General features: G+C 70.3%; 23 protein-coding genes. 10 read left to right on the plus strand and 13 right to left on the minus strand.

Annotated elements, in window-relative coordinates; genetic code table 11:
* Nucleotides 1-516: 516 nt before the first annotated feature.
* Together GIY23_RS19560 and GIY23_RS19565 are read left to right on the plus strand one after the other, a co-directional pair.
* A complete protein-coding gene (locus tag GIY23_RS19560) occupies nt 517-1,551 on the plus strand; it encodes an MBL fold metallo-hydrolase (RefSeq protein ID WP_228717399.1) in 1,035 nt (344 codons plus the stop codon).
* Between the two features lie 286 nt (nt 1,552-1,837).
* Nucleotides 1,838-2,272: an acyl-CoA thioesterase gene (locus GIY23_RS19565; RefSeq protein ID WP_228717400.1), complete on the plus strand. Its 435-nt coding sequence runs from the start codon at nt 1,838-1,840 to the stop codon at nt 2,270-2,272.
* Here GIY23_RS19565 and GIY23_RS19570 read toward each other — a convergent pair whose 3' ends face one another.
* A complete protein-coding gene (locus tag GIY23_RS19570) occupies nt 2,273-2,575 on the minus strand; it encodes an SH3 domain-containing protein (protein WP_228717401.1) in 303 nt (100 codons plus the stop codon).
* A gap of 522 nt (nt 2,576-3,097) precedes the next feature.
* On the opposite strand from GIY23_RS19570, the gene GIY23_RS19575 reads away from it, so the two are divergent.
* Nucleotides 3,098-4,318 carry an MFS transporter gene (locus GIY23_RS19575; RefSeq protein WP_154077992.1) on the plus strand — a complete coding sequence of 407 codons (1,221 nt, stop codon included), beginning with the start codon at nt 3,098-3,100 and terminating at the stop codon, nt 4,316-4,318.
* A gap of 154 nt (nt 4,319-4,472) precedes the next feature.
* Here GIY23_RS19575 and GIY23_RS19580 read toward each other — a convergent pair whose 3' ends face one another.
* A complete protein-coding gene (locus tag GIY23_RS19580) occupies nt 4,473-5,693 on the minus strand; it encodes an NADP-dependent isocitrate dehydrogenase (protein WP_154077993.1) in 1,221 nt (406 codons plus the stop codon).
* 234 nt (nt 5,694-5,927) lie between these two features.
* Here GIY23_RS19580 and GIY23_RS19585 point away from each other — a divergent pair, with 234 nt between their 5' ends.
* The 5 genes from GIY23_RS19585 to GIY23_RS19605 all read left to right on the plus strand — a co-directional run bounded on the left by GIY23_RS19585 (nt 5,928) and on the right by GIY23_RS19605 (nt 9,506).
* Nucleotides 5,928-6,617 carry a DUF3800 domain-containing protein gene (locus GIY23_RS19585; protein ID WP_154077994.1) on the plus strand — a complete coding sequence of 230 codons (690 nt, stop codon included), beginning with the start codon at nt 5,928-5,930 and terminating at the stop codon, nt 6,615-6,617.
* A gap of 134 nt (nt 6,618-6,751) precedes the next feature.
* Nucleotides 6,752-7,585, plus strand: a complete 834-nt coding sequence (locus GIY23_RS19590) for a metal-dependent hydrolase (protein ID WP_154077995.1) — start codon at nt 6,752-6,754, stop codon at nt 7,583-7,585.
* Nucleotides 7,586-7,691: 106 nt separating this feature from the next.
* On the plus strand, nt 7,692-8,069 hold the full coding sequence (locus GIY23_RS19595) for a hypothetical protein (RefSeq protein WP_154077996.1): 378 nt from the start codon (nt 7,692-7,694) through the stop codon (nt 8,067-8,069).
* A 158-nt stretch (nt 8,070-8,227) separates the two neighbouring features.
* Nucleotides 8,228-8,410: a DUF1918 domain-containing protein gene (locus GIY23_RS19600; protein WP_154077997.1), complete on the plus strand. Its 183-nt coding sequence runs from the start codon at nt 8,228-8,230 to the stop codon at nt 8,408-8,410.
* A gap of 241 nt (nt 8,411-8,651) precedes the next feature.
* Nucleotides 8,652-9,506, plus strand: a complete 855-nt coding sequence (locus GIY23_RS19605) for a DUF4253 domain-containing protein (RefSeq protein ID WP_228717402.1) — start codon at nt 8,652-8,654, stop codon at nt 9,504-9,506.
* Nucleotides 9,507-9,897: 391 nt separating this feature from the next.
* Here the strand turns inward: GIY23_RS19605 and GIY23_RS19610 are convergent, their stop codons facing one another.
* Genes GIY23_RS19610 through GIY23_RS19625 form a run of 4 tightly spaced genes read right to left on the minus strand, consistent with a single transcriptional unit; the run spans nt 9,898 to nt 13,330 of the window.
* Entirely contained in the window at nt 9,898-10,197 is a 300-nt protein-coding gene (locus GIY23_RS19610) for a DUF3017 domain-containing protein (protein WP_154077998.1), read from the minus strand.
* Between the two features lie 23 nt (nt 10,198-10,220).
* Complete coding sequence (locus GIY23_RS19615) at nt 10,221-11,072, minus strand: bifunctional methylenetetrahydrofolate dehydrogenase/methenyltetrahydrofolate cyclohydrolase (RefSeq protein WP_154077999.1); 852 nt, start codon at nt 11,070-11,072, stop codon at nt 10,221-10,223.
* 6 nt (nt 11,073-11,078) lie between these two features.
* Nucleotides 11,079-12,083 (minus strand): DMT family transporter, encoded by a 1,005-nt coding sequence (locus tag GIY23_RS19620; RefSeq protein ID WP_187352211.1) that lies wholly within the window; start codon nt 12,081-12,083, stop codon nt 11,079-11,081.
* Complete coding sequence (locus tag GIY23_RS19625) at nt 12,080-13,330, minus strand: MFS transporter (RefSeq protein ID WP_228717403.1); 1,251 nt, start codon at nt 13,328-13,330, stop codon at nt 12,080-12,082. The genes GIY23_RS19620 and GIY23_RS19625 overlap by 4 nt, the downstream gene beginning before the upstream one ends.
* A 365-nt stretch (nt 13,331-13,695) precedes the next feature.
* Here GIY23_RS19625 and GIY23_RS23255 point away from each other — a divergent pair, with 365 nt between their 5' ends.
* Entirely contained in the window at nt 13,696-16,743 is a 3,048-nt protein-coding gene (locus tag GIY23_RS23255; protein WP_187351945.1) for a TNT domain-containing protein, read from the plus strand.
* A gap of 53 nt (nt 16,744-16,796) precedes the next feature.
* Here GIY23_RS23255 and GIY23_RS19635 read toward each other — a convergent pair whose 3' ends face one another.
* Entirely contained in the window at nt 16,797-17,438 is a 642-nt protein-coding gene (locus tag GIY23_RS19635; RefSeq protein WP_228717404.1) for a pentapeptide repeat-containing protein, read from the minus strand.
* Between the two features lie 254 nt (nt 17,439-17,692).
* The gene (locus GIY23_RS19640; protein WP_228717405.1) at nt 17,693-18,154 is read right to left on the minus strand and encodes a universal stress protein; all 462 of its coding nucleotides are present in this window, start codon (nt 18,152-18,154) and stop codon (nt 17,693-17,695) included.
* Nucleotides 18,155-18,209: 55 nt separating this feature from the next.
* Between GIY23_RS19640 and GIY23_RS19645 the strand changes: the two genes are divergently transcribed.
* Entirely contained in the window at nt 18,210-19,475 is a 1,266-nt protein-coding gene (locus GIY23_RS19645; protein WP_154078003.1) for an ArgE/DapE family deacylase, read from the plus strand.
* A 95-nt stretch (nt 19,476-19,570) separates the two neighbouring features.
* Here GIY23_RS19645 and GIY23_RS19650 read toward each other — a convergent pair whose 3' ends face one another.
* From GIY23_RS19650 to GIY23_RS19670, 5 genes are all read right to left on the minus strand, one after another.
* Nucleotides 19,571-19,786: a hypothetical protein gene (locus tag GIY23_RS19650; RefSeq protein ID WP_154078004.1), complete on the minus strand. Its 216-nt coding sequence runs from the start codon at nt 19,784-19,786 to the stop codon at nt 19,571-19,573.
* An 11-nt stretch (nt 19,787-19,797) separates the two neighbouring features.
* On the minus strand, nt 19,798-19,989 hold the full coding sequence (locus GIY23_RS19655) for a hypothetical protein (RefSeq protein WP_154078005.1): 192 nt from the start codon (nt 19,987-19,989) through the stop codon (nt 19,798-19,800).
* Between the two features lie 500 nt (nt 19,990-20,489).
* Nucleotides 20,490-23,792, minus strand: coding sequence for an error-prone DNA polymerase (locus GIY23_RS19660; RefSeq protein ID WP_154078006.1), 3,303 nt, complete (start codon nt 23,790-23,792; stop codon nt 20,490-20,492).
* Complete coding sequence (locus tag GIY23_RS19665; protein ID WP_154078007.1) at nt 23,789-25,384, minus strand: DNA polymerase Y family protein; 1,596 nt, start codon at nt 25,382-25,384, stop codon at nt 23,789-23,791. The genes GIY23_RS19660 and GIY23_RS19665 overlap by 4 nt, the downstream gene beginning before the upstream one ends.
* A complete protein-coding gene (locus tag GIY23_RS19670; RefSeq protein ID WP_228717406.1) occupies nt 25,381-26,127 on the minus strand; it encodes a hypothetical protein in 747 nt (248 codons plus the stop codon). The genes GIY23_RS19665 and GIY23_RS19670 overlap by 4 nt, the downstream gene beginning before the upstream one ends.
* Between the last annotated feature and the right edge of the window lie 302 nt (nt 26,128-26,429).

Below are 26,429 nucleotides of genomic sequence, written 5' to 3' on the forward strand. Positions count from 1 at the left end.
CGCAAGCCGAAGTTGTTTTCGCGCGTCGTGGCCGTCCTGGCGTGACGGCGGGAGTCTTCGAGCAAGGCGAACTCGCCTGAAAAGATCACAGCACCGGCGACATGACCGAGTCGGTCAGGGGCCATCCGGGGCTATTCGCCGGTGAGTACGGCAAAGGACGCGCCGCTGCTGATCTGGCCTCGGGCATGCGTAAGGCCAGGGTCCCGGTCTGCCCCAGGTGCACCTGGCCTTGCGACTCGCCCGACACCCACGGTGCCGAACTCCACGAGAAGGATCACGCGTGTCGACGTCGGGGTACAGCCGAAACCACCGACACCGGGGGCACCGCGGGCAAGCTGTGTGACGACCAGATGCAGGACCAGGACTCAGCACCCCGGGACTCCGGCGAGCTCGTTGGTGGTGGTTGTACGGAGGTTGGCGAATCGGTGTGTCGTCCGGGTGGCGTTCGCCCTGGCGTGACCACCGGGGGTTTCGCGTATCGTGTCAATATTACTGTCACGAATCCGGGAGGTGTGCGTGGCGAGTGTCGACGTGGCGCAGGGGCGGCACGACTGGCTGAACTCCGGTGCTTTCGAAGTCGCACCCGGGGTGCATCGCATCCCGCTTCCGATGCCCGGCGACGGCTTGCGCGCGGTGAACGTGTACGCGATCGAGGACGGCGACGGGCTCGTGCTCGTGGACTCCGGCTGGGCCAAGCCGGAAGCTCGCACCGCGCTGGAGTCCGCGCTGGCGGAGCTGGGCCGCGAACTCGGTGACGTGCGCAGATTCCTGGTGACCCACGCGCACCGGGACCACTACACGCTGGGCGTCGAGCTGCGCCGGACACTCGGCGTCCCGGTCGCGCTCGGTGCGGGAGAGCGAGCATCCCTGGACATCCTGCTGGCAGGCACCCACGACCGGCAGCTGTCCCAGCTGGACCGCAACGGCGCCGCCGAACTCGCCGACCTCATCCGGTCGTCGCTGGACACCGAAGCCGAACCTCCCGGGGAGGACTTCGAGCGCCCGGACGAGTGGCTCGAAGCCGACACCGAAGTCACACTCACCGATCGCACGCTGCGGGTGGTCCCCACACCGGGACACACCCGTGGCCACGTCGTGTTCGTCGACGAGCGGAACTCGCTGCTGTTCGCCGGGGACCACGTGCTCCCGCACATCACCCCGTCCATCGGGCTGGAAGCGGCACGAACGGCCTTGCCGCTCGGCGACTACCTCGACTCGCTCCGCCGTGTGCGCGAGCTCCCGGACATGCGGTTGCTGCCCGCGCACGGCCCGGTCACCGACAGCACGCACTCCCGCGTGGACGAGCTGCTCGCGCACCACGAGCAACGGCTCGAGGACACAGAGGGAGTCGTCCGGGACGGAGCCGAGACGGCACGCGACGCGGCGGGCGAACTGGGCTGGACCCGCCGTGATCGAGCGTTCGCCGATCTCGACGTGTTCAACCGGATTCTGGCCGTCGGCGAGACGGGAGCACACCTGGACCTGCTGGTCGCCCGCGGACGACTGCACAGCTCCATCGTGGACGGTGTCGCCAGATACCGAACGATCTGACGGCCGCGGCCTCAACACCGGATCGCACGTCCTGCCACTGGACAACACCTGCGGCCGTCCTGATCGCACGGATCAAGGGTCGCCGTCAGAAAACGGCGCCAGCCGTTTCCTACCACCCACGCAGACCGACCACCGGCGGGTTCTCAGGTCGTGCCTGGCGAGGACAGCGTCGACGTGGTGTAGGGCCCTACATGATGTCGACGATCCCGCAGCCAGGCACGACCTGAGGTTCCGCTACCCAACCACCTACGCAGACCGATCCGCGCGCCCTCATAGGATGCCCGGCGTGGCTGACTTTTTTGATGTTGCACCGACACGCGCCGAGTTCACCGTGCTGCGTCCGATCACGACGCGGTGGGAGGACAACGACGTCTACGGCCACGTCAACAACGTCGTGCACTACTCGTGGTTCGACACCGCCGTGAACGGCTGGCTCATGGAGGCCACCGGCACCGACATCCGCGAGCTTCCCGCCGTCGGCCTGGTCGCCGAGACGGCGTGCCGCTACCTGTCGGAGCTGAGCTTCCCCGACCGCGTCGAGGTGGGTGTGGGGCTGGAGCGGCTCGGCAACTCCAGCGTCGTCTACCGGCTCGCCGTGTTCGGCAACGGCAGCGAGCAGCCCGCCTCGATCGGGCGCTTCGTGCACGTCTACGTCGACCGCGAGACCCGGCGGACGACGCCGGTTCCGGAGCCGATTCGCACCGCCCTCGCGCGGCTCTGATCACGGGCAGCTGCTGTCCGGCTCGGCGACGAGGAACTCCTGAGCCGCCCAGCGGCCCGTACCCAACTGCCGGAAACCGTGCTGCTCGACCGGTTGCGCGGTGACCGCCGTGTTCTCGGTGAGCCGGTCGACCGTGTCGAACTCGGTGCCCGGCCCGGAGCGGACGTTGAGCACGTCGGCGGAGACTTCGAACCGGCACGGCTGAACCGGTTCCGGCTCGCTGTCGGCGGGACGGCCGAGGAGGTAGATCACGCCGAGGAGTCCGGCCCCGGCGAACAGGAACGGACGCGGAACTGAGATCACGAGAACCTCCGGGCTCGGGTGCGTTCCGTCGAGCTCACTGTCCGCACCGACACCGCCCTGGCGAAAGCCGAACCACCCGCCTGCGCCGTGTCTTCGCCAGTGCGGGCGTCGCCCACCCGATCGTCGTGCGCGCCGAGTGACCGACGCCCCCGCATGACGTACCGCATGCGCCGGTGAACTCCTCAGTAGGTTTTGCTCGGTGGCTCGGGTAGCGGAACCTCAGCGCCCTCCACTGCGGGATCGCTTTCTCGAGTAGCCACCTACGCCACGAAACCGCTGTCCCCGCGAGGAGGACGCGGAGAACCCGCCGGTGGTCGTGCTGTGTTCGTGGTGACCGCTCATTTCAGGAAGCCCTTCAAAGGTGCGGATTGATCTGCGTGGCTGGTCGGAGTACGTGGCGAGAAACCTGGCGTCGCGGTGTGACCGACCCCGTCGCATGACGTACCTCATGCGCCTTAGACCTTCGTCCTGCTAATGATTAGCCTGGCTAACGGAATCACCGAAGCGTGGAGGAGCGTGCGCATGAGCGGCGGAGACGTCCGGCTGCTGGACGTGTTCAAGAACCAACCGAAGGCCGTCTGGATCACCGCGTTCGCGGCCGTGATCGCCTTCATGGGCATCGGGCTCGTCGACCCGATCCTGCTGTCGATCGCCGAATCACTGAACGCCGGCCCCGAACAGGTGACGCTCCTGTTCTCCTCCTACCTCGGAGTGCAGGTCGTCGCGATGCTCATCACCGGCGCCTTCAGCGCACGGTTCGGCGCGAAACGGACCGTGGTCACCGGCCTCGCGCTCATCGTCGTCGCCACCGTCCTCTGCGCCCTCGCCGGTTCGATCACCGAACTCGTCGCGCTGCGCGCCGTGTGGGGGCTCGGCAACGCCCTGTTCATCGCGACCGCGTTGTCCGTCATCGTCGGCGCGGCCAGCGGAGGCCAACAGGCGGCGATCCTGCTCTACGAGGCGGCGCTCGGGATCGGCCTGTCCACCGGACCGTTGCTCGGCGCGATGCTCGGCCACCTGTCCTGGCGCGGCCCGTTCGCCGGAACCGCCCTGCTCATGGGGGTCGCACTCGTCCTCGCCGCCGGGTTCCTCCCCGACGACGCCAAGGACGGGACGCGGCGCACCCCGGTCAAGGTCCTCGATCCGCTCCGCGCACTGCGACACAGCGGCCTGCTGCGGACCTCCGTCGGCTCCGCGCTCTACACCGCCGCGTTCTTCGTGGTCCTGGCGTGGTCGCCGTTCGTGCTCGAATACGGTGCGATCGCCATCGGGCTGGTGTTCTTCGGGTGGGGCCTGTGCGTGGCCGCGGCAGGCGTCCTGCTCGCGCCCAGGGTCGCCGCCCGGTTCGGCGAGACCGGCGGAACGGTGCTCGCGGTCCTGCTCTACGCGGCGTTGCTGGCCCTGATGACCGTCGACTCGAAACCGCTGATCGTCGCCGCGATCATCCTCAGCGGTGTGGCGTCCGGGCTGCTCAACACACTGTTCACCGGAGCGGCGATGAGCATCAGCTCCGCGCCGCGCCCCGTCGCCAGCGCCGGGTACAACTTCTGCCGCTGGCTGGGCGGCGCCGTGGCGGCCACGCTCGTCGGACACGTGGCCGGCTGGTTCGGCTCGGTTCAGGCGCCGTTCGCGGTCAGCGCGGTGCTGTGTCTGCTGGCGGCGGGGCTGCTCTCGCTCGGACTCCGCGAGCGCGACCCGCACACCGTCCCGGAGGAAGCCGCGGTCGTCGGCGACGAGTTCTGACGTGAGGCGAACGACACTCTCGCCCCACAACACGAGGCGAACGGCACTCTCGCCTCACCAGACGAGGCGAACGTGCCGTTCGCTCCAGGGCATGAGGTGGACGGCGTCCTGAGCGGGACGCCGTCCACTCCGCCGCACGAGCGTCAGGGCAGGCTCAGCCCTGGGCCATCTTCTTCTGCAGGTTCTCGTCCAGCGACGCCAGGAACTCCTGAGTCGTCTGGTAGCCCTGGTCACCGCCGACGAGCAGCGCGAGGTCCTTGGTCATCTTGCCGCTCTCGACGGTCTCGATGACGACCTGCTCCAGCTTCTCGGCGAAACCGATGAGGTCGGCGTTGGAGTCCAGCCGGCCGCGCTGGTGCAGCCCGCGCGTCCACGCGAAGATCGACGCGATCGGGTTCGTCGAGGTCGGCTTGCCCTCCTGGTGCTGCCGGTAGTGCCGGGTGACGGTGCCGTGCGCGGCCTCCGCCTCGACCTTGCCGTCCTCGGTCATCAGCACCGAGGTCATCAGGCCCAGCGAACCGAAGCCCTGCGCGACCGTGTCGGACTGGACGTCGCCGTCGTAGTTCTTGCACGCCCAGACGTAGCCGCCCTCCCACTTCATCGCGGTGGCGACCATGTCGTCGATGAGCCGGTGCTCGTAGACGAGACCCTTCGCGTCGTAGTCGGCCTTGAACTCGTTCTCGAAGACCTCCTCGAACACGTCCTTGAACACGCCGTCGTAGGACTTGAGGATCGTGTTCTTGGTGGACATGTAGACCGGGTACTCGCGGTCGAGGCCGTAGCGGAACGAGGCCCGCGCGAACTCCTCGATGGAGCGCCGGTAGTTGTACATGGCCATCGCCACGCCACCGTCGGTCGGGAACTGCGCGACCTCCTGCTGGATCGGCTCGGAGCCGTCCTGCGGCGTGTAGGTGATGGTCACCGTGCCCGGGCCGGGAACCTTGAAGTCCGTGGCCTTGTACTGGTCGCCGTGGGCGTGACGGCCGATGACGATCGGCTTCGTCCACGTCGGTACGTAGCGCGGGATGTTGGAGATGACGATCGGCTCGCGGAAGATGACGCCACCGAGAATGTTGCGGATGGTCCCGTTCGGGCTCCTCCACATCTTCTTCAGTCCGAACTCCTCCACGCGGGCCTCGTCCGGGGTGATGGTGGCGCACTTCACGCCCACGCCGTGCTTGGCGATGGCGTTCGCGGCGTCGACGGTGACCTGGTCGTCCGTGGCGTCACGGTGCTCGATGCCCAGGTCGTAGTAGTCGAGGTTGATGTCCAAGTACGGGTGGATCAGCTTGTCCTTGATGAAGGACCAGATGATCCGGGTCATTTCGTCGCCGTCGAGCTCGGCGACGGTGCCCTGGACCTTGATCTTGCTCATGTGGCGGGGTGCTCCTCTCACGAGAATGCAAGCGGTACAAGCGTACTGCTAGCGCCTCCGATTGTGCCGCGCCCCCACGGCTCCCGTCAGTACCTCCGGCGCAACTCACCCTCGCCGCACCCACTCGGACGAGCGGTCCTAGGCTCGCCGCACCGAGTGATCTTGAGGGGAGTCGAATGGCGACCGGACCGACGCACGCCATGGTTCGTCGGCGCCGCGTCGTAGAGTGCCGCCGTGTCCACACGGCTGTTCTACGTCGACGATTCCGGGTCCGAGCAGACCGGCATCGCAGTGTACGGCTGGGTCGAGCTGGCTGTGCCCGACTGGAACGGCGTGCTGCGTGGCTGGCTGGACTTTCGTCACGAGCTTTACAGCACCCTCGGCATCCCCGCCGACTACGAGCTGCACGCCACGAAGTTCGTCGGCGGCCGCGGCCGACCCACCGGCACCGCCTGGGACGAGGTCAAGTCACACCGCGCGGTGGTCATGGGCCAAGCCCTGCGCGTGTTGGCCTGGTTGCCGGGCCTGTCGGTCGGTGCGGTGTACCGCCCCACCCCGCCCGGGACCAAGTACTACCTCAGCAAGGCGCACGCCTACGCCGAGCTCATCCGCCGCCTGGACGCACGCCTGGGAGCCGACCACGAACACGGGCTGCTCATCATGGACGGGGACGGTACCGACCCCACGTATCGGCTTGCGCACCGCGAACTCAAGCTCGACACACGCCAGCTGATCGAGGATCCGCTGTTCGAGGGCTCGCACCACAGCCAGTGGGTACAGATGGCCGACCTCGTCGCCTACACCGCCTACATGCACCTGGCGCGCATCCCCACCAAGGAACGCACCTGGGGTTGGTGGCGCGACTTCCTCGCCGCCGCAGCCGTGACCGGGCCGAACCCGCAGAACCTGCACGACCCCCAGTAAGAAGCTAGACCGGCACTTCCACGTACGTGGGGCCGGTCCGCACCACGCAGTATGACACGCCGACATGTCCGGACGCCACAGCAACCGCCCGGGCCCCGCCTGGACAGGAACAACGCCTTCTTGAAGGGAGACGAATGGCGACCGGACCGACGCACGCTATGACCGGCCTCGCGGCGTGGGCGACCGTGACCGCGCTCGCCGACACGCACGCGATCGGCCAGATCTCGGCGAAGACGTGGATCGTCGGCGCGACCCTCGCCTCCGGCGCGGCACTGCTCCCGGACATCGACCATCCGTCGTCCACGGTGGCGAGAACGTTCGGCGGCCTCTCGCGGGGCGTCTCCGGGCTGCTCTCCGGCATCAGCGGGTTCCTCTACCGCCTCACCCGCACCAGCAAGGACACCGACCGGTCCGGCACCCACCGGGGGTTCACGCACACCGTCGTGTTCGCCGTGCTCATGGGTCTCGGCACCACCGCGATCGTGCAAGCGGGCGAGAGCACCGCCATCGGGATCCTGATGTTCGTCTTCGCCGGTCTCGCCGTGCGCGGCATCATGCACGTGTGGCATCCGAGGCAGGACGCCCTGCTCATCACGATCGTCTCACTCGGACTGACCTTCGCGTGCCTGCGCTGGGCCGGCGATCAACCGACCGACGCGGCGGCCTTCGGGGTCGCGGTCATGGTCGGGTGCGTCGCGCACTTCGTGGGCGACGCGATCACCGAGCAAGGCTGCCCGATGCTGTGGCCGATGCCGCTGGGCGGCAAGACCTGGTTCCCGGTGGCGCCGCCGAAACCGCTGCGGATGCGCACCGGCGGCAAGGTCGAGATGGTGCTCGTCGGCCCCGGGCTCACCCTCGTCGCAGCCGTACTCTCCACGGTGGTGCTCTTCCGCATCGGAGCCGCGCCGTGGCTCGCCCAGCTCGACCTACCACCGGAGGTCATGTCCTGGATAGCGCCTTCTGCCTGAGCCGAGCGCGGCCATCCCGGTTACCCAGCGTTGCGCCGAACGGTGCTCGGTACGGTGAGCGCACTCGACGCCGCCCCGAGGCGTCCCCTGACTCTCCGGAGGAGACATGCGAGCCCGCAAGCAGCTCGTCGTGTTGGCACTGGCGTTGCCGCTGACCGCCGGAGTCGCCGCGTGCGGCTCCGAAGCCCAGCAGACCGCCGACACGGCACAGACCTGCCTGGAAGCGACCCGCATCGCGAACTTCACGCCCAACTGGAACGACGCGGAACAGGCGAAGACCGAGGCTCAGCAGAAGGCGGACGAGGTCGCCGGGCTCGCCGAACAGGCGGGCGACGCGACGATCCGCGAGCACCTCACGAACGTGCAGAACTCGCTGCAGAAGGTCGCCGACGGCCAGGTCAAGGCCGAGGAGACCGGTGCGTGGATCCAGGAGCAGTACCGGAACTACGAAGCACTCACCGCCGCCTGCACCGGCGGAGGCTGAGTCCATCCGGCCTCAGAGTGCATTGTGGGAACTGGGTAGGTGGTCCATAACCGCCGCCCCAGTTCGCGCCTCGCGGCGTTGGATCCCACGTCCGCGTGAGGCGGGCCCCACAGCCGGTCCGCACCCTCTACCCTGGCCGCACCGGGGAGGTGAGGGGCGTGAAGGCAACCGTTGGCGACCAGCTCCACGTACACGGCCGCACCGTCGGCGAATACGACCGCACCGGCGTGATCCTCGAGGTCCGCGGGGAGGACGGCGCCCCGCCGTATCTCGTGCGTTTCGACGACGGCCACGAACGCCTCGTCTACCCCGGTAGCGACTCCGAGGTCGAGACCGGCTGAAGCCGTACCCACCGCGCCGGAACTCGGCACGGTACCCCGATGGCCTGCGCCGACGTGCGCGATCATCCACACAGGACGCCACTTCGCACGGTCGTGTCGATCACTCCGCGGGCACCCTTTACAGTGTGCAGTGCGCCGCGTCGCCCTCGCTGCCCCACCGAGCCACCCGCAGCCCGGCGCGGGCGTGCCAGGACCTCGGCGCGGCTGGAGACGACCGGCACGGGTGCGAGGAGGCGGTGACGTGCTGCAGGAAGGTCAACAGACCGACGAGCCACAGGACCTGACGGTCCTGTTCACCGAAGGCTCCGTCGCGCACACCCCGGCGGTGCCGCTGCCGGCAGGCGAGATCCTCACCGAGCAATCGGCTCGAACCGGTGGCGCCCCCGAGGCGCAGGCGCTGTGCTGGATCAGCGACGACGTGCCGTCGGCACGGCTGCTCGCCGCGCTGCGCGCCGACCATCGGCGCACCGGGCTGTGGCCGCTGCTGGTCGTCGACGACGACGAGGTCTACGGCGATCGCTGCACGGTCGGCGTCGTCCCTCCCGAGCCGATCGAGCACGTCGACCGGTGGAACGCCGCGGACGTGATGAGCCGGATCTGGAACGGACTGTGCCAGGCCGACAACGACCTCGGGCCCGCCTACCCCCCGGAGACGCTCCAGCCGTTCGACGAAGTCTGCCCGGGGCTCGCCATGTCCGGGAACCTGTTGGCGGACCCGGACATTCTCGCCAATCAGCAGGCGCACCGGTTCGTCGACGAGTCGACGCGGCTCGCGCTGGTCCCCGTCGACCGGGGAGCCGACGCGCTCACCACGCTCGGCTGGTCCGGGGCGGCCAACCACGTGTCCCGCACCGCGGGTCTCTCGGCGATGCTGCGCAGCTGGGAAGAGCGTTTCGGCGCCCGCATCCTGCGGCTCGGGCCGGATCGGCTCGACGTCAGCGTCGCCGCGCCCCCGCAGGAAGGCGCGCACGCCGCGGCCGTGGCCGCCGAACACTGGACGTTCTGCCCCGACCGGGTCCTGCAGGACGCCGACGGCATCGGTGAGTACGCCACCGAGATCCGCGGCAGGCGCACCTGGTCCTTCTGGTGGGAGTGACGCGTTCCGAGGGTGTGCGGGTTGATGTGCGTGCGTGGTTCCGTGGCGGAACCTCACCTCGCGGCCTGCTGCGGATCGTCGACATCGAGTAGCCACCTACACAACGTCGACGCTGTCCCAATCAGCTACGAGGTGAGAACCCGCCGCCGGTGCCCGGCCTGCGTAACCGGTGGAACGCTTTCGTCGTGTCGTGTCAGCGGCGGAGCCGCTGAGCAGTCACCACGCACGCACCCCGACCACCCGCGGGTTCTCAGCGCCCTCCTCGCGAGGACAGCGGTTTCGCCGCGTAGGCCGCTACTCAAGAAACCGATCCCGCAGCGAGGAGGGCGCTGAGGTTCCGCCACGGAACCACCCACGCAGACCAACCCCCGCGCCCTTCAAGCCGGGAAGGTCAGTCGAAGTCGAGGGGGCCACCTTCGATCGTGAAGGCCAGAAAAAGCACCAGCGTACCGAGGCCCGAGTACAGCAGGATGTCCACGGCCCGGCTGCGAATGCCGAGCAGCCCGACCTGGTCGGGGGAGAACACCGCCCGCAGTACCGCCGCGAGCACCAGCGCACCGCCGAGCAACGTCGCACCCTCGCGCCAGTGCTGCATCGCCACGCGCAGGAGCGCGACCAGCACCACGAAGGCGACGACACCGAACGGCACGTGCACCGCCGCGCGTGCTCGCCGGTCGGAGCGCTCGTTCACGACGCCACCTCTCCGCACGTGTGTCAGGACGCCCGCTCGGCCGCCTCGACGACGTTGGTCATCAGCATCGCCCGCGTCATCGGCCCCACACCGCCCGGGTTCGGCGAGAGGAATCCGGCGACCTCCGCGACGTCCGGGTGCACGTCCCCGGCCAGTGCCCCGTCTTCGGTGCGGGAGACACCGACGTCCAGTACGGCGGCACCGGGTTTGACCATGTCCGGCATCACCAGGTGGCGCACGCCGGCGGCGGCGACGACAACGTCCGCGCGGGCGATCTCGGCGGCGACGTCCTTCGTGCCGGTGTGGCACGAGGTGACCGTCGCGTTCTCGCTGCGGCGTGTCAGCAGCAGACCGATCGAGCGGCCCACGGTGATGCCGCGGCCGATCACGGTGACGTTCGCCCCGTTGAGCTCGACGTCGTGACGCCGCAGCAGTTCGATGATGCCGCGCGGAGTGCAGGGCAGCGGCGCGGCCTCGTTGAGCACCAGCCGCCCGAGGCTCACCGGGGCGAGGCCGTCGGCGTCCTTGGCCGGGTCGATGCGCTCCAGCAGCGGGCCGGTGTCGAGCTGCTTCGGCAGCGGCAACTGGACGATGTAACCGGTGCAGGCGGGGTCGGCGTTGAGCTCGTCGATCGCGGTCTCGACGTCGGCCTGCGTGGCGTCGGCGGGCAGGTCCTTGCGCAGCGAGGTGATGCCGACCTTCGCGCAGTCGTTGTGCTTGGCGCGAACGTAGGAATGCGAACCGGGGTCGTCACCGACGAGGACGGTGCCGAGGCCGGGCGTCCGGCCTTGTTCGGCGAGTGCGGCGACCCGCGGTCGCAGCTCGTCGAAGATCGCGTCCTTGGTGGCCCTGCCGTCCAGCATCGTCGCGCTCACGATGATTCATCCTCGCAGACTCCCCGCGGAGGTACCCGTGCCGGTCCTCGTCGGCTCGGGTAGCACGGCCACCACCACGGCCAGGAACGTCAGGCCGATGCCGACCAGTGTCGAGGTGTGCACCACGGTTCCCGGTGCCGGCAGGAGCAGGTCGAGCAGCAGGGCCCCGCTGAGCTGTCCGGCGATCATGGCCATGCTCAGCAGCAGAACCCCGGTGTAGCGGACGAAGACGACGGCGCCGCCGATGACGAAGATCCCGATCGGGCCGCCCACGTACAGCCACCACTCGCCCGGCAGCGGGTTCGGCGTCGCGCCGGTCGCCAGGTGTGCGCCGAAGGCGAGCACCAGCGCGGCCGTTCCGACCGCGAAGTTCACGGTGGTCGCCGACACCGTCGAGCCTGCCGTGTAGCGCACGCGTCCGTTCACGGCCTGCTGCCAGGCGATGCCGACACCCGCGAGTGCGGGCAGCAGCACGAGCCAGCTCGCCCGGCCGCCGTCCAGTTCCGCGGAGACCGCGATGACCACCGAGACGATCGCGAGCCCCGCACCGGCGAACCGGGTCACGGTGACTGTCCGGGGACCTCCCGGTCCGAGGCCGAACCGGTCGACGACGAGTCCGCTGGTGACCTGTCCGGCGACGACGCCGACCGTGAACAGCGCGACCCCGAGCATCCCCACGGTGGAACTCTGCGTGAACACGAGGAATCCGCCGCACACACCGCCGAGGCAGTGCCACGGCCGCAACCCGCCTCCGGGCTCGCGTACCTCTGTCACCAGTCGTCGCATGCCCGCGCGGGCCGACGGCATCGCGAGCGAGAGCACGATCAGGACGATCAACCCGGCGGAGAACGAGACGACGGCGGCGGCGAGCCCGTCACCGAGGCGAGTCCCGAGGGTCCCGTTGATCCGGGACTGGATCGCGAGGATCAAGCCACAGCCCGCCGCGCCGACCAAGCCGAGCGTGCGACGGACCGGGGTCTTCTGCTGCGTGGTGTCGGCCGGACTGGTCACGGGGTGACAGTGTGCTCCTGCGCGGGCCCGCCCGGCGAGGTCGTGAGGTTGTGAGCTTCGTTGTTGTGAGCTTCGTTGCGGTGCCGCAGTACGAGCAGCGCGGCGCACAGCACGAACAGCGCGGCCGTCCCGGCGGCGGCAGCGGGCCCGGCGCTGTCCAGCCATGCGCCCGCGATCGGCGACGCGGCCGTGGCGCCCGCCGTCGTCGCGGTCGTGAACCAGCCGAACGCCTCCGTCCTGCGGTGCACCGGAACCGTGTCGGCCAACCTGCTGTTCGCCGCGGCCAGCGTCGGCGCGATCGCCGCCCCACCGAGGAAGAGGATCACGCAGACCACCCACGGCTCACCGGTCCCGGCGACCGGCGGCAGCGCCGGAACGAGCACGACCAACCCGGCGGCGGAAGCCAGGGCTCGCCGCCACAGTCTCGGCGCGCCGCTCCGGCCGCCCATCACGAGCCCACCGGTGAGCGACCCGAACGCCCACACCGCGGCGAGCACGCCTGCGAGCGCAGGCTCACCCCGCTCGCGAGCCCAGCCGATCATCACCAGGTCGGTCATCACGAGACCAGCGACGAGCAACGCGCCGAACACGAGCAGCGCCGCGAATCCGGGCGTCGTGAACAGACTCGACGTCGTGCGCCTGCCGGTGTCGGTGTGCTGCTCGTGGACGGTGTGCGCGAGCCCGGACCTGCTCAGCACCACTGCGAAGGCGGCCGCCCCGACGGCTGCGGTTCCCGCGCACGCCAGACCGGCCACCACCGGCCCCGCGAACGCGATCAGGAACGCCACGAGCACGGGCGCGACGATGAACAGCAGCTCCTGCAGGGTCGCCTCGATCGCGTACGCCGCTTCCCTCGCCTGGCGACCGCAGATCTCCGGCCAGATCGCCCGCATCACCGGGCCGACCGGCGGCAGGAACAGTCCGGTGATGGTCGCGACCGGCGCCAACGCGGGCCACCACTGCGGGTCCAGTACGCCCGGCTGGGCGAGCAACGACAGAGCGGCCAGGCCCGTCGCGTGCACGCTGACCGTCTTGAGCAACAGCTTCGGCCGCGACTGCCGGTCGGCGGCACGCCCACGCAGCGGACCCGCGATGCCCTGCCCCACCAGCATCGCCGCACCGAGGACGCCACCGGTGACGTACGCGCCGGTCCAGTCCGCGACGAGGAACGTCAGCGCGATCGGCACCGCAGGCAGGTGCAGGCGCCCCAGCAGCCCGAAAGCCATGAGCCAGGCAGCGTTCGGCACCTCGGCGAGCAGGCGTTAGGGGCGGAGCACGGTTCTCACCCTGCGCTCGACGCCGTGGCGCTGACCAACTCTTTTCCGGCGCCGCACGACCGCCGACATCGACCACCCGACCGGCTATGATCTCTACCACTTCACGCGCGCGAGGGGCTGCGGAAGTCGCCCTGGACGAGTGATGTTGCACAGCACGATCCGCGGGCAGGCTCTGCAGCGGATCACTACCGGCCCCGAAGGCCACGGACGGACATCCGGGTCACCCCGAACGGATACCGTGCACGGCACGAGGGGCCCACAGCGCGTCGCACGTCGAGTAGCGTTCCGGCGGGGTGGGATCGGTGGACCTGGTTGAGAGGGGGAGGATGTCACCCATGTCGCGTCCGACAGCGATCAGTCCGGAAGAGCAGGAACAGACAGCCCGCAGGATCGGCGTGCTGTTGTTGCAGGCGGCTCCCGAGAACTGGCAGCAGATCACGGTGGAGTACCGGGCGACCGGCGAGTACCGCGACCTGCTCGGTGAGGTGACCACGGGAGAAGGCGGTACCCACCCGTGGGAGCCGCCGGAAGACCTGCACGGCATCTTCGAGCAGCTCCGGGACGGGATGTACCGCCCGGACGTGGGGACGTGGCTCAGTGCCCTCTACGTGGTGGAGCGCCCGTCGAGCTACCGCATCGACATCAACTTCGACACCGAGCCGCAGTGGCGGCAGCCGCTGCCGCGCGCCGCGTACGCCGACGAGCTGCGTCGCTACCCGCGCACCGACGACAACGTTCCGGAGTGGATGCGCGAGAAACTCGACGGCGCCCCTTCTCCCGCCGAAGCCGCCGCGGCACCGGGCCCCGAGAGCGCCGCGGCCCCGGCTTCCGGTGCCGCCGTCACCGATCAGACCACTCCCGGGCTCTCGGCACCGGCCGCGCTGCGCACGGCCGAGGTCTTCGAGGGACGTGACGAGCAGGGACGACCGGTGATCGACCGACGTGAACCGATCCCCTCCGGCGAGGTCGCCGCGCTGCGCCAGTACCTCGAAACCGCGCCCGTGGTGCACACGAGCGACGCGACGGAGGACGAACTCGACGCGGAGGCGGGCGACGCCGTGCCGCCCACGTGGCACACCGACGGCACCTGGGTGTGGTCGGCGGCGGTGCCGTACTACTTCGCGCAGTACGGCGTGCCCCCGCAGGACGAGCTGATCGGCCACGCCCGCTCGCGCGGCTTCGCGCTGCCCGAACTCACCGAGGCGACCCGCCAGGCGGCGGCGGAGCAGGCCGCGGCGGCCGCCCCCGCGCCGCCGGTCCGGGCCGCCTCGCCGGACCAGGCCGCGCCGATGGCCGAGCCCACCGGTGCGGACGGCGGCTCCACCGCTGGTATGGCCGCGGGTGGTGTCGCCGCCGCCGGAGTCGGAGCGGTCGCTGCCGGTGCGGCTTACGCGGGTGCGTCGGATCGGGGCGAGCCACGCCCCGCCTCCTTCGACGACCGGAATCCTGCGAACGCAGATCCGGTGAACACGGCCTCGGACGACGGTGCGAACCACGCGGTCGCGCAGGACGACGCGATGGACCGCGGGTCCGCCGACAGTGGCGTCCCGGCGAGTCCGGCCTTCATGGGCACCGGAGCCCCACATGATGGTCTCGCCACTGGGAACCCGGACGCCGGCCTCGACACCGAGGAGCCCGACGCGGGTGGTGCCCTCGGTAGCGAGGAAGAACTGGCCGAGCGCGATCAGCCCGAGAACGAGGTCGAGGCCGCGTTCGCGCGCCTGCACGACAAGCTCGCCGAGCAGGCGGTTCCCTCCGAGACTTACCGGCTCGGCAGCCACGATCCGAGCGCCTGGTGCCTGATCCGCGACGACCTCGACTGGATCGTCGTCGGTCCTGCCGACGACCGGGGTGAGACGCGGTTCTCCCGTGCCGACCAGGCAGCCGCCTTCCTCCTCGGCAGCGTCCTCATGTCGCCTGCGGCCACTGCGAGCGACGAGCTCGACAGCGAACCCGACGACCTCGCCACGCCGGAGTCGGACGCAGGACATGACACAACCGCGCCGGCGGACACCGCGGAGTCCGGTAGCACCACCGCCGCCGAACCCGCGCTCGCGGAAGCAGCCGTCGATACGGACGATCTCGACTCGAACGGTGCCGAATCCGGCAGTGCTGAATCCGGCAGGGCCGGTGTGGCCGGCGCTGGCCTCGCCGCTGCGGGGCTCGCCGGAGCCGGTGTGGCAGGCGCTCGTTACGGCAGTGCCGAACCGGACGGTCCGGAATCCGACCGTGCCGACCAGTCGGGAGTCGATCAAGCCGGGGTCGAAGAGCCCGCCGTCGACCAGCGTGAACCCGAACGGCCCGGTGTCGAAGCACCCGCGAACGAGGAGCCGGTCTCGGAACCTGTGCGGGAACCCGCCGCAGCGGATGCCGTCCCCGCGTCCGCCTCCGCCACGGCCCTCGACGCCCGCTCCGACGCGGTTCCCGGCGACCCCGAGCCCGTCGGGACGTCGGCCACCACGGCCGATGCCGACGAAGCGGATCCCGGCCAGAGCCTGTCCGGTCTGCCGCAACGCACCCCGCAAGCCCCGCCGCAGCCGACCGGTGGGCACTTCCTGTTCACCGCGAACCAAGACCCGGACGTCGAGCGTCCGAGTGATCTGCCCCCGGCTCACCCGGACGGCACCACGGTCGGTCCGCACGACGACGACACGACGCGCCGTCCGGCCCCGTCGTCCGGTGAGGACGCCTCCGCGCCGGGCGCACAGCAGGACGTCGCGGGCGGCCCCGGTGGTCTGCCGAAGCGTCAGCCTCGGGGTGAACGCCCGCAGGCTCCGCCGCAGCCGGGGCCCGGTACTCCGGCGCAACCGGGTCCCGGTGGCCCCGGCCCGGCCGGGGGCGCGGATCGCCGTCCCGGACCGAGCGGTCCCGGTATGGCTCCGCCGCCCGGTGCGGTTCCGCCGCCGCCTGCCGCGCAGCGTCCGCCACACGGCGCGCCGCAAGGTCCGCCCCCGGGCGCTCCGTACGGCGGACCGCAGGGTTCCCCGCAGCAGCAACCGGCTCAGCAGCCGGTCGGCAATGCGCAGCAGATCCAGCCGTTGCAGGGCGAACCGCCGTTGACGCTCTACCGGGACCGCAGGCCGATCGTGCTGCAACCGGGAACCGACATCGACCGCTTCGGCGATGCCGCGGGCAACGTCACCTACGCCATCCGGACGCCGTACAGCCGTCGCTCGCTGCCCCCGCAGTGGTCGTCGCGGCCGTACCACGCCTTCCGGGTGCAGCGGCCGATGCACGTGCTGCGCGGCACCGCCGTGCCGTGGTTCGAGCAGCCCGGAGGCGGAACGGCGTTCGTGCTTCCCGGTGCGATCAGCGACCTGATCACCGACGGCACGATCGTCGAGCTACAGGGTCCGGACGCGCAGCGCCCACCGATGGAGTGACCGACAGATCGTGACGGGGTCCCCGGGATGTGTTCCGGGGACCCCGTCGTCCATCAGTCCACGCGCAGTCCTCGGGCGACCGCGTAGGCGACCGCGGTCATCTCGTCCACCCGCACCTCCGAGAGCACGGCTTGCACCAGTCCGTCCGCGTCGATGCGGGCGCCGCGCAGGTCGGCCCGGTCCAGCCGCGTTCCGAGTAGTCGCGCGCCACCGAGGTCGGCCTCGCGCAGGTCGCAGTCCCGCAGGTCGCCGTCGCTGAGATTGGCTTCCCGGAAGCGGATTCCCCGCAGGTCGGACCCGGTGAGCACGACACGCCCCATGCCCACGAGCGTCAGATCCGTCTCCCGCACGGTCCACGGCCGGATGCGACAGTCCACGAAGCTGGACCCGAGCAGACTGCATCCGTCCCATGTGGATCCGATGAGCACGGTGCGATCGAAGGTGCAGGAACGCAGTGCCGTCGCCCGGTGCGCGGACTCGCCGAGATCGGCGCGGCGGAACGTGCAGTCGGTGAAGACGCAGTTGCGGGTGCGCAGGCCGTGCAGGTCGGCATCGGTGAAGTCGCACTCCCGGAACTCGGTGTCCTGCCACTCCTGATCGACGAGGACCGCGTCGGCGAAGTCCTCACCGACCACGAGCTCGGTACCTTCTGCGCCTGCCGTGTCGCGTGCGCCTTCTCCGCTGCCCTGTTCCACCCTCGGCACGGTCCCATATCGGCCCGGCATTCAGGCTGACGTGCGAAAGGGTCAGTGCCTGTCTGTGCTCTTGTTCTAATGCCCGTCAGGGCATGGTCTCGCGTGCTCAGTCCGGGCACGGTGAGGGGCTCCGGCGTGGAGTTCGCGCCTCGCAAGGCAGGGGTTCTCGCCGCGTACACCTGAGGACCCCAACGCCGCGAGGCACGAACTGGGACGGCGGCACCGGACCACCCACCCGAGTTCCACAATGCATCTCAGGGAACCACGACGACGGGCCGGACGGCTTCCACGACAAGAGTGGCGGGGACGGTCCCCAACAGGCCCCCGCGCCGCCGCGAACGCCCGACCACGATGAGGTCCGCGCGGTACTGCTCGGCGACCTGCTCCAGACCGACCGCAGGATCCCCCCGGTGGTGCACGAAGTCCCAGTCGACGTCGATGCCCCGCAGGTAGTCCACGACCTCGTGCCGCAGCTCCTCGACGAGACTCTCGGCCGCTTCACTGGCCACCGCGACCCCCATCGGTGACCAATAGGCGACCCCACCGACGGTCTCGACGAACACGAGCACGAGACGGGCGTGATCGCGCCGTGCCAGCCCGGCCGCCCATGCCGCGGCGTGGAAACTCGCCGGACTCCCGTCCATCCCGACGACGATCCCGCCGAGCCCGTCCTTGCCCAGCTCGAAGCTGTGTCGTGTGTAGTCGTCTCCGGCCACGCGTCGAGGGTAGTGGGCGCGCCGCTCGCGCTCCGGGCGGTGCGACACTCGGCGCGTGAGCAGCTCACTCGAACAGCGTGTCCTGGACGCCGTGGACCTCGACGAGATCGTCGCCGACCTCGCGGAACTCGTCGCCATCCCCAGCGTCGGCGGTAGCCGCGCGGAGGCGGAAGTGCAGACGTGGTGCGCGGACCGTCTCCGCTCGCTCGACTTCGAGGTCGACCACTGGCGCGTAAACCTCGCCGAGCTCACCGCACAGCCCGGATTCCCCGGGCAGGAGGTCGAACGGGACGAGGCGTCCGGCTGCGTCGGGGTGCTCGGTGGCACCTCGAGCGACCCGGCGCTGGTGTTCTGCGGCCACACCGACGTGGTCCCGCCCGGTGACCTCGACCGGTGGCCCGACCGCGACCCGTACACGGTGCGCGCCGACGGTGACGTCCTCGCCGGGCGCGGCACCTGCGACATGAAGGGCGGACTCGCGGCGGTGTTCGGGGCGGTGAGCGCCCTGCGACGCGCCGGAGTTCGCCCGGCACGCCCGCTGGCCGTGCACACCGTCGTCGGCGAGGAGGACGGCGGTCTCGGTGCGTTCGCGACGCTACGGCGCGGCCATCGTGGACAGGCGTGCGTACTGGCGGAACCGAGTTCCGGCACGATCGTCGCCGCCAACGGCGGATCACTGACCTTCCGCCTGGAGGTCACCGGCCACAGCACCCACGGCTCCACCCGCACCCGAGGCGTCAACGCGGTCGAGAAGCTGGCCGAGCTGTTGCCAGCGTTGCGCGACCTCGAAGCACGACGGAACGCGAACCCGGATCCGCTGCTCGCGCACCTCGACGTGCCGTACCCGCTGTCGGTCGGCTCGGTCCGCGCGGGCGACTGGGCGAGCACCGTGCCCGACCTGGCGGTCGCCGAGGGCCGCTACGGCGTCCGCCTCGACGAGGACCTCGACACCGCACGCAAGGAGTTCACCGACGCCGTCGAACACGCGTGCGCGCGGGACACGTGGCTACGCGAGAACCCGGTACGCGTGACTTGGCCGGGCGGGACGTTCGCGAGCGGCCGGCTGCCAGCCGGACACGACCTCCTGAACAGCACCGTCGGTGCCGTTCAGGACGCGGGTGGCCCCCCACCTCCAGTACTCGGCGCCCCGTACGGAACGGACCTACGGCTCTACGCCGCGGCCGGCGTGCCGACACTGCAGTTCGGCCCCGGCGACATCGAGTACGCGCACTCCCACGACGAACACGTCACGCGCGGGGAACTCGAACACACCGCCCGCACGTACGCCCTGCTCGCCCTCCGCCGATGCGGCGCTGCTTGAGGAAGGGTTTCGACGTCGAACCAGTCCGCACCGGTAAAGCGGGTGATACGCGGGAACGTCGACCGTTCTGGACGCGGCCGACGTGCGAGTTGCTGTTACCCGGACGGCGGGGTGTGTCTGCGAGAAAATCGGTTGGTGAAGTACAGCACTGCCCAACCGATCAAGAACAGCACCAGCAGTGCACTCGCCAGCAGCCACGTCATCCCGACGCCGTCCCGCAGGGCAAACACCAGACACATCAGCAGCGTCAGCCCGAGCGCTTCCCAGAATGCGGCCTGTCCAGGCGAGACTCGTGCAGCTTCGCGTGCCATGTTCTGACCGTTCAGCGCTTCGGGCCGAGCTGCACGATGATCCAGATGACGGCGCCGGCGACCTCACCGCTGATCTTGCGCGCTACGGGCTTGCTGATGAACGGCAGTACGCCGGTAATGCAGCCCGCGCAGGCGTCGACGATGAGGTCCGTTGCCTTGCCCCACTCGTTGTTCGTGACGTAGTTGGTGATCTGGCCGATCACGGCCCCGGTCAGCGATCCCCACGCGCATGCAACGCGGCCACGACGGCGGCGGGAAGGGCCTTGGCCGACGGTCCTTCGACCTCTGCGTGCGCCTGGCCAGCCCGTCACGCGGTTTCAGCGTCGAACTCGGTCACTGCTTCACTCATGGGAGGTCCTCCCTCATTACTGTGCTTCCCCAGTCGTCCCCATCGAACACCCCGGGTCGAGTTCAAGATCGACCTCTGATCAGCAGAGTGCCAGACCACCCCCACCGTGCGAGGGCAATCACACATGTTGCTCCAAGCCCAGGGGATTCGATTGAGGGGCCGCGCGTATTGACACGACGGACGCAGCCGGACCACCGGCGGGTTCTCGGCGTCCTCCTCGCGAGGACAGCGGTTTCGCTGCGTAGGTCGCTACTCGAGAAACCGATCCCGCAGCGAGGAGGGCGCCGAGGTTCCGCTACCCGACCCACCGAGCAAACACCTGCTGGACAGAAGAACTCGACAGCCGGCCGTAGGTCAGTGGAAATCCCGGGAGGTGGAAGGGACACGCATGTCGAGGCGCTGGAGTCGGTCGGCGCGGAGGTTGACCACCCCCTCGGACTTCTCCACCACGCCCCGCACCAGCAACGCGGCGCTCGTGCGGGCCACCTTGCGGTAGCGGGACCACAACCCCGGCGAACACACCACGTTGACCATGCCGGTCTCGTCCTCCAGGTTCAGGAACGTGATGCCACCCGCCGTCGCCGGACGCTGCCGATGTGTCACCGCACCACCGACCAGCACCCGATCCCCATGCTCCACTTCGGACAGTCCCCATGCGGGAACCACACCCAGGTCGTCGAGCCTCGACCGCAGGAACTGCACCGGGAAACTGTCCGGCGACACCCCCGTCGCCCACACGTCCGCCGCCGCCGACTCGATCTCGTCCATCCCCGGCAACGCAGGCGCCGAACCCGACACCGTCGTCCCCGGCAGCCGGTCCGGCCGGTCCTGCGACGCCGCCGCCGCGTTCCACAACGCCTCCCGCCGGGACAGCCCGAAACAGTCGAACGCCCCCGCCGTCGCCAACGCCTCCATCTGCGCCGCCGTCAACCGCACACGACGGGCCAGATCGGCCATGCTCTCGAACGCGCCGTCCTCGCGGGCCGCCACGATCCGCTGCGCCTGCTCGTCCCCGACGAGTCGCACCGAGGCCAGCCCGAGCCGCACCGCCCTGCCTCCGGTGCTCGCCGCGTCCGGCTCCAGATCGGCCTGCACCCGGCTGGCGTTGACGTCCGGGCCGTGCGCCCGCACACCGTGCCTGCGCGCGTCGGCCACCAACGACTGCGGCGAGTAGAACCCCATCGGCTGTGCCTTGAGAAGCGCCGCGCAAAATACTGCCGGATAGTAATACTTGAACCAAGCACTCGCGAACACCAGCAGCGCGAAGCTCAATGCGTGACTTTCCGGGAACCCGTAGTTCGCGAACGCCAGCAATCGCTGGTAAATCCGTTCGGCGAGCTCGCCGTCGATGCCGTTGGCCGCCATCCCCTCGAACAACCGCCCACGCAGCCGCTCCATGCGTTCGGCGGACCGTTTCGCCCCCATCGCCTGCCGCAACTCGTCGGCCTCCGACGGACTGAACCCGGCGACGTCGACGGCGAGCTGCATCAACTGTTCCTGGAACAACGGCACCCCGAGCGTCTTCTCCAACGCAGGCCGCATCAACGGATGCTCGTACTCCCAATCCTCCTCCCCGTTGCGGCGCCGGATGTAGGGATGCACCGAGCCGCCCTGGATCGGGCCGGGCCGGATCAACGCCACCTCCACCACCAGGTCGTAGAACTCACGTGGACGCAACCGGGGCAACGTCGCCAGCTGCGCGCGACTCTCCACCTGGAACACCCCGACCGCGTCGGCGCGGCACAACATCTCGTACACCGCCGCGTCGTCCAACGGGATCCGGCCGAGATCGACCTGGAGATCGTGGTGCTCGCGGGTGAGCTCGATGGCGTAGTGCAACGCGGACAACATGCCCAGCCCGAGCAGGTCGAACTTGACCAGTCCGACGGCCGCGCAGTCGTCCTTGTCCCACTGCAGCACCGTCCTGCCGGGCATCCGCGCCCACTCCACCGGACACACCTCGCTCACCGGCTGATGGCAGATCACCATGCCGCCGGAATGGATCCCCAGGTGCCGGGGGAATCCGAGCAGCTCGGCGGAAAGTTCCCGCACGTGCTGCGGGATGTCGGTGTCGTCCGGCAGCGGCCCCCAGTGTTCGATCTGCTTGCTCCACGCGTCCTGCTCGCCCGGCGAGTGCCCGAACGCCCTCGCCACGTCGCGCACCGCCGACCGGGGGCGGTAACTGATGACGTTGGCGACCTGCGCGGCGTGCCTGCGGCCGTACTTCTCGTAGACGTACTGGATGGCTTCCTCCCGCCGGTCCGACTCGATGTCGAGGTCGATGTCCGGCGGCCCCTCCCGCTCCCGGGACAGGAACCGTTCGAACAGCAGCCGGTAACGCACCGGATCGGCGTTGGTGATGCGCAACGCGAAACACACCGCCGAGTTCGCCGCCGAACCCCGTCCCTGGCACAGGATTCCCGCCGACAGGCAGAACGAGACGATGTCGTGCACCACCAGGAAATAGCCGGGGAAGTCCAACTGTTCGACGAGGGCCAGTTCGTGCTCGAGCTGCCGGTAGGCGTCCGGGCTCTCGTACGGTGCGCCGTAACGCTCGGCCGCGCCCCGATAGGTCAGCTCCCGCAGCCAGCTCGCCTCGGTGTACCCGGCGGGGACGTCGAACGGCGGCAGATTCGGTGCCATCAGCCGAAGATCGAAAGCGCACTCCCCGCCCAGCTCCGCAGCGCGCTGCACCGCCCCCGGGTAGCGGGCGAACAGTTCCGCCATCTCCGCGCCGGAACGCAGATGGGCACCCGACCACGCTGGCAACCAGCCGTCCATGTCGTCGAGACTGCGGCGCGCCCGGATCGCCGCGACCGCACCGGCGAGCCGTTGCCGCTCCGGCCGGGCCAGGTGCGCGGCCGTCGTCGCCACAGTGGACAGACCGGCTCGCGCGGCGAGTTCCGCGAGGGCGTCGTTGCGTTCGGTGTCCAACGGCATCCCGTGATCGGTCAGCTCCACCGCGACGTTCTCCCGGCCGAACAACCCCACCATGCGGTCCAGTTCCGCCCGCGCCGCGTCCGTACCGCCCGCCTCCAACGCGGCTCGGACCGGGCCCTTGCGGCACCCGGTGAGCACCAGCCACTGCCCCGCCGCCTGCTCGGCGAGACCGTCCAGGTCGTAGTGCGGGCGGCCTTTCTCGCCGCCGTCGAGGTGCGCCGCACTGATCGACCGGCACAACCGGGCGTAGCCGTCCGGGTTCCGAGCCAGGACCAGCAGATGCCGCGAGTCCACATCGGGCACTCCAGCCCGCTCCTCGGACCTGCCTGCGCCCGGGGCGAGTCCGAGCTCCGAACCGAACACGGTGCGGACACCGTGCTCGGCGGCCGCCTCGGCGAACCGCACCACCCCGTGGAGACCGTCGTGATCGGTCAGCGCGACCGCCTCCAACCCCAGCCGGACCGCCTCGGCAGCCAGCTCCTCCGGATGGCTCGCACCGTCGAGGAAACTGAAGTTCGAGTGCGCGTGCAGCTCGGCGTACGGGACCGTCGCCGACTCCGGTTCCTGCGACGGCGCCGAGTAGGGCGCACGGGTGCGGGTCCACGCGGGACTGTCGCCCCCGTCGCCGGGGAACTGTTCGTCACGCGACGAACCCGGACGGCCGGACAGGGCCCTTTCCAGCTCCGACCAGCTCTGCTTCGGGTTGAACCAGCTCACCGGTACACCCCCTGCACCCACCAGCGTTCCCGTTCGAACACCACCAGCAGCGCCGTCTCCCCCTCGCCGGACTCGTCGGCGTCCTCCTCGGCGAGCACCACCTGCAACCGGGCCGTGGTGCGGTCGCGCTCCCACCAGCGTTCGGCCAGCGGCCACGGCCCCGCCCACCGAGACACCGCGCGGGTGCGCCCCGCGGACGTGACACGACACGGCAACGCCGTGAGGCGGCCCCGGTCGGTCAGGCCGATCGAACACCCCTCCCCATCGAGCACGTCGGCAGGCCACGGCTCCTCCGGCACCAACGACGGCGACGGGGCAGGCACCCTCCCCGGCCACGGCAGATCCGGGTCCCGGCTCGGGCTCCGCTCGTCACCCCACGGCACCAGACGGACCCGGTCCCGAACGTCCCGTCCGCCGTCGAGGACCCCGGTGAGGACAGCGTCCGGCCCGAGCATCCCCTGCACCCGCACGAACGCGCGGCTCGCGCGAGCATCGGCATCACCCGTGGCGGAACGCATCAGGTCCAGCTGCAGCCCACCCGCGTCGACCACCTCGTCCGGGAACAGCGACAGCTCCACCACCCCGGCCGTAGGCCGCTCCGCGCCCCGTCTGCCGTGCAACCACCCGTCGAGTTGCCAGCGCACCCGGTCGGCGGTGCCGGTCGGGGTGAGGGGTTCAGCGCAACGCCACACCCGGTGCAGCTCCTCGTCGTTCTCGGTGCGCGCGGAGATTCCCAGCCGAGTGCACGCCCACCCCACAGCACCGAGTGCGTGATGCAGCCGCTCGGCGATGCCTTTCGCCACGAACGCCGCGGCGTCGACCCGGTCGAGCGGCGGGTCGAGCTTCTCGGTGACGGCCAGATCGGGGCTGGGTCGCCGCCGCGACGGCGGTCGCTGCTCGGCGCCGCACGCCGCTCGATGGGCCGTGAGCGCCTCCGCACCGAACCGGGTGGCCACCTCGGACGAAGGCAGCGCCGCGAAAGCTCCGAGCGTGCGGATTCCCAAGCGTCGCAGGAGATCCACCAGATCACGATGGTCACTTCCCGCGCTGCCGTCCGGTTGGTCGACCTCCGCGACGCCCAACGGAGCGAGGAACTCGCGGCTGCCTCCCGGAGCGACGACGGTGCCGCGCCGGGCCGCGAGAATCGCGGCGAACATCCCGTCGGCGACGCCGACCTGGCACTCCTGGCCGGTGCGGGCGGCGACCTGGTCGAGAAGCCGCTCCGCCGCCGCACTCTCGGAACCGAAGTATCGCGCGGGCCCCCGGGCGGGGACCGCGACGAGCCCGGGACGCACCACCTCGACCCCGGGCACCAAGTCCTCGACCGCTGCGGCGACGGGTTCGAACAGACGCGCGTCCCGGTCCGGATCGTGTTGGCACACCACGAGTTCCGGGCAGCGCCCCTGGGACTCACGACGACGCATGCCGCGCCGGACACCGGCCGACCGTGCCGGGCCGGTGCACGCGACGACCCGGTTGGCGTCGAAAACCGCGGCAGGGGTCGAGTACGACAGCTCGGCGGCGGTCATCGCGGCGACGACCGGCCAGTCCGGGCACCACACCACGATTCTGCGTACGGCGTGCGTGTTCATCCGACTCGCCCCGGGACCGAGTGCAGCGTCGGACGGCTCGGGACTTCGTGCGCGGCGGGACTGTCCGACGCGGATGAGTCGGGTACCGCGGTGACGCCGCTCCGGTTCGGCAACAGCAGCCGGCAGGAACGTGGCCGGGCCGCCGCTCCCCGCCCGGAAGCACGGATCGTCACCTCCCGGCCCCGCAGTGAGCCGTTCCCGCGTTCCGGACCGTGCCAGCGCGCCCGGGCGCAGTCGAGCCGGACGTCGGCTCCCGGCCAGTCCCGGAACGGCAGCAGCACCCCACCGCGATGCCGGGCTCGGGCCGACAAACGGCGGGCATCGGAGTCCGGGAACCGGGCGGTCGGGCCCACCACTACGAGATCCACCCCGTCGAGCAGGGCGGCGATCACGTTCACCGCGTCGCCGCCAGGATCCGGGACGAGCGCAAGCCGCGAGACCTCGACCCCGGCCTCCGAGGCCGCGATCATCCCCAACCCGGGAAGCCCGATCACCGCGGCCCAGGAACCCTGTTCCGTGGCGTCGGCGAGCAAGGCGAGCAGCAGTGCCGTCGACCCGTGTACCGCCACCGTGCTGCCGCGGCGCAAGCCCGACCACGGCAGCACGGTGGCGAGTTCCGCCCGCGTCGGCAGCACCTGTCCCGCAACAGGTGTTGCCTCGCCCACCTCGGTGGCCGGGACGACCGCGGACACCCCTGCCGCGCTCGGCCCGTCCAGCGCCACCAGTGATGCGCTCGCGGACATGCTCTCTCCCCACCTGTCGTGCACCTGCCTGGCCCCGGTCCGGGCAGGCACCGCCGTGGGGAGACAGCGGCGTGGTCTCGCTACGCCTACGCCAGCGCAACGCGACCGGTGAAGTGGCCGACCCCCGACGGCAGCCACTCCGACCTCCGACTCCAGCCCGAACAACCCTGCGGCAGTCGAACTGAAGTTCGAACGAGTTCAGTTAACCCCAGCGCAGCCACCCCCGTCAAGAGATCATCGAACTCCAGTTCGACACTCCTGAGTTCGGCCCCCCCCCAGCCCTGCGGGGTGGCAAATTCGCG

This window comes from Allosaccharopolyspora coralli, from assembly GCF_009664835.1.
Lineage (GTDB): Bacteria > Actinomycetota > Actinomycetes > Mycobacteriales > Pseudonocardiaceae > Allosaccharopolyspora > Allosaccharopolyspora coralli.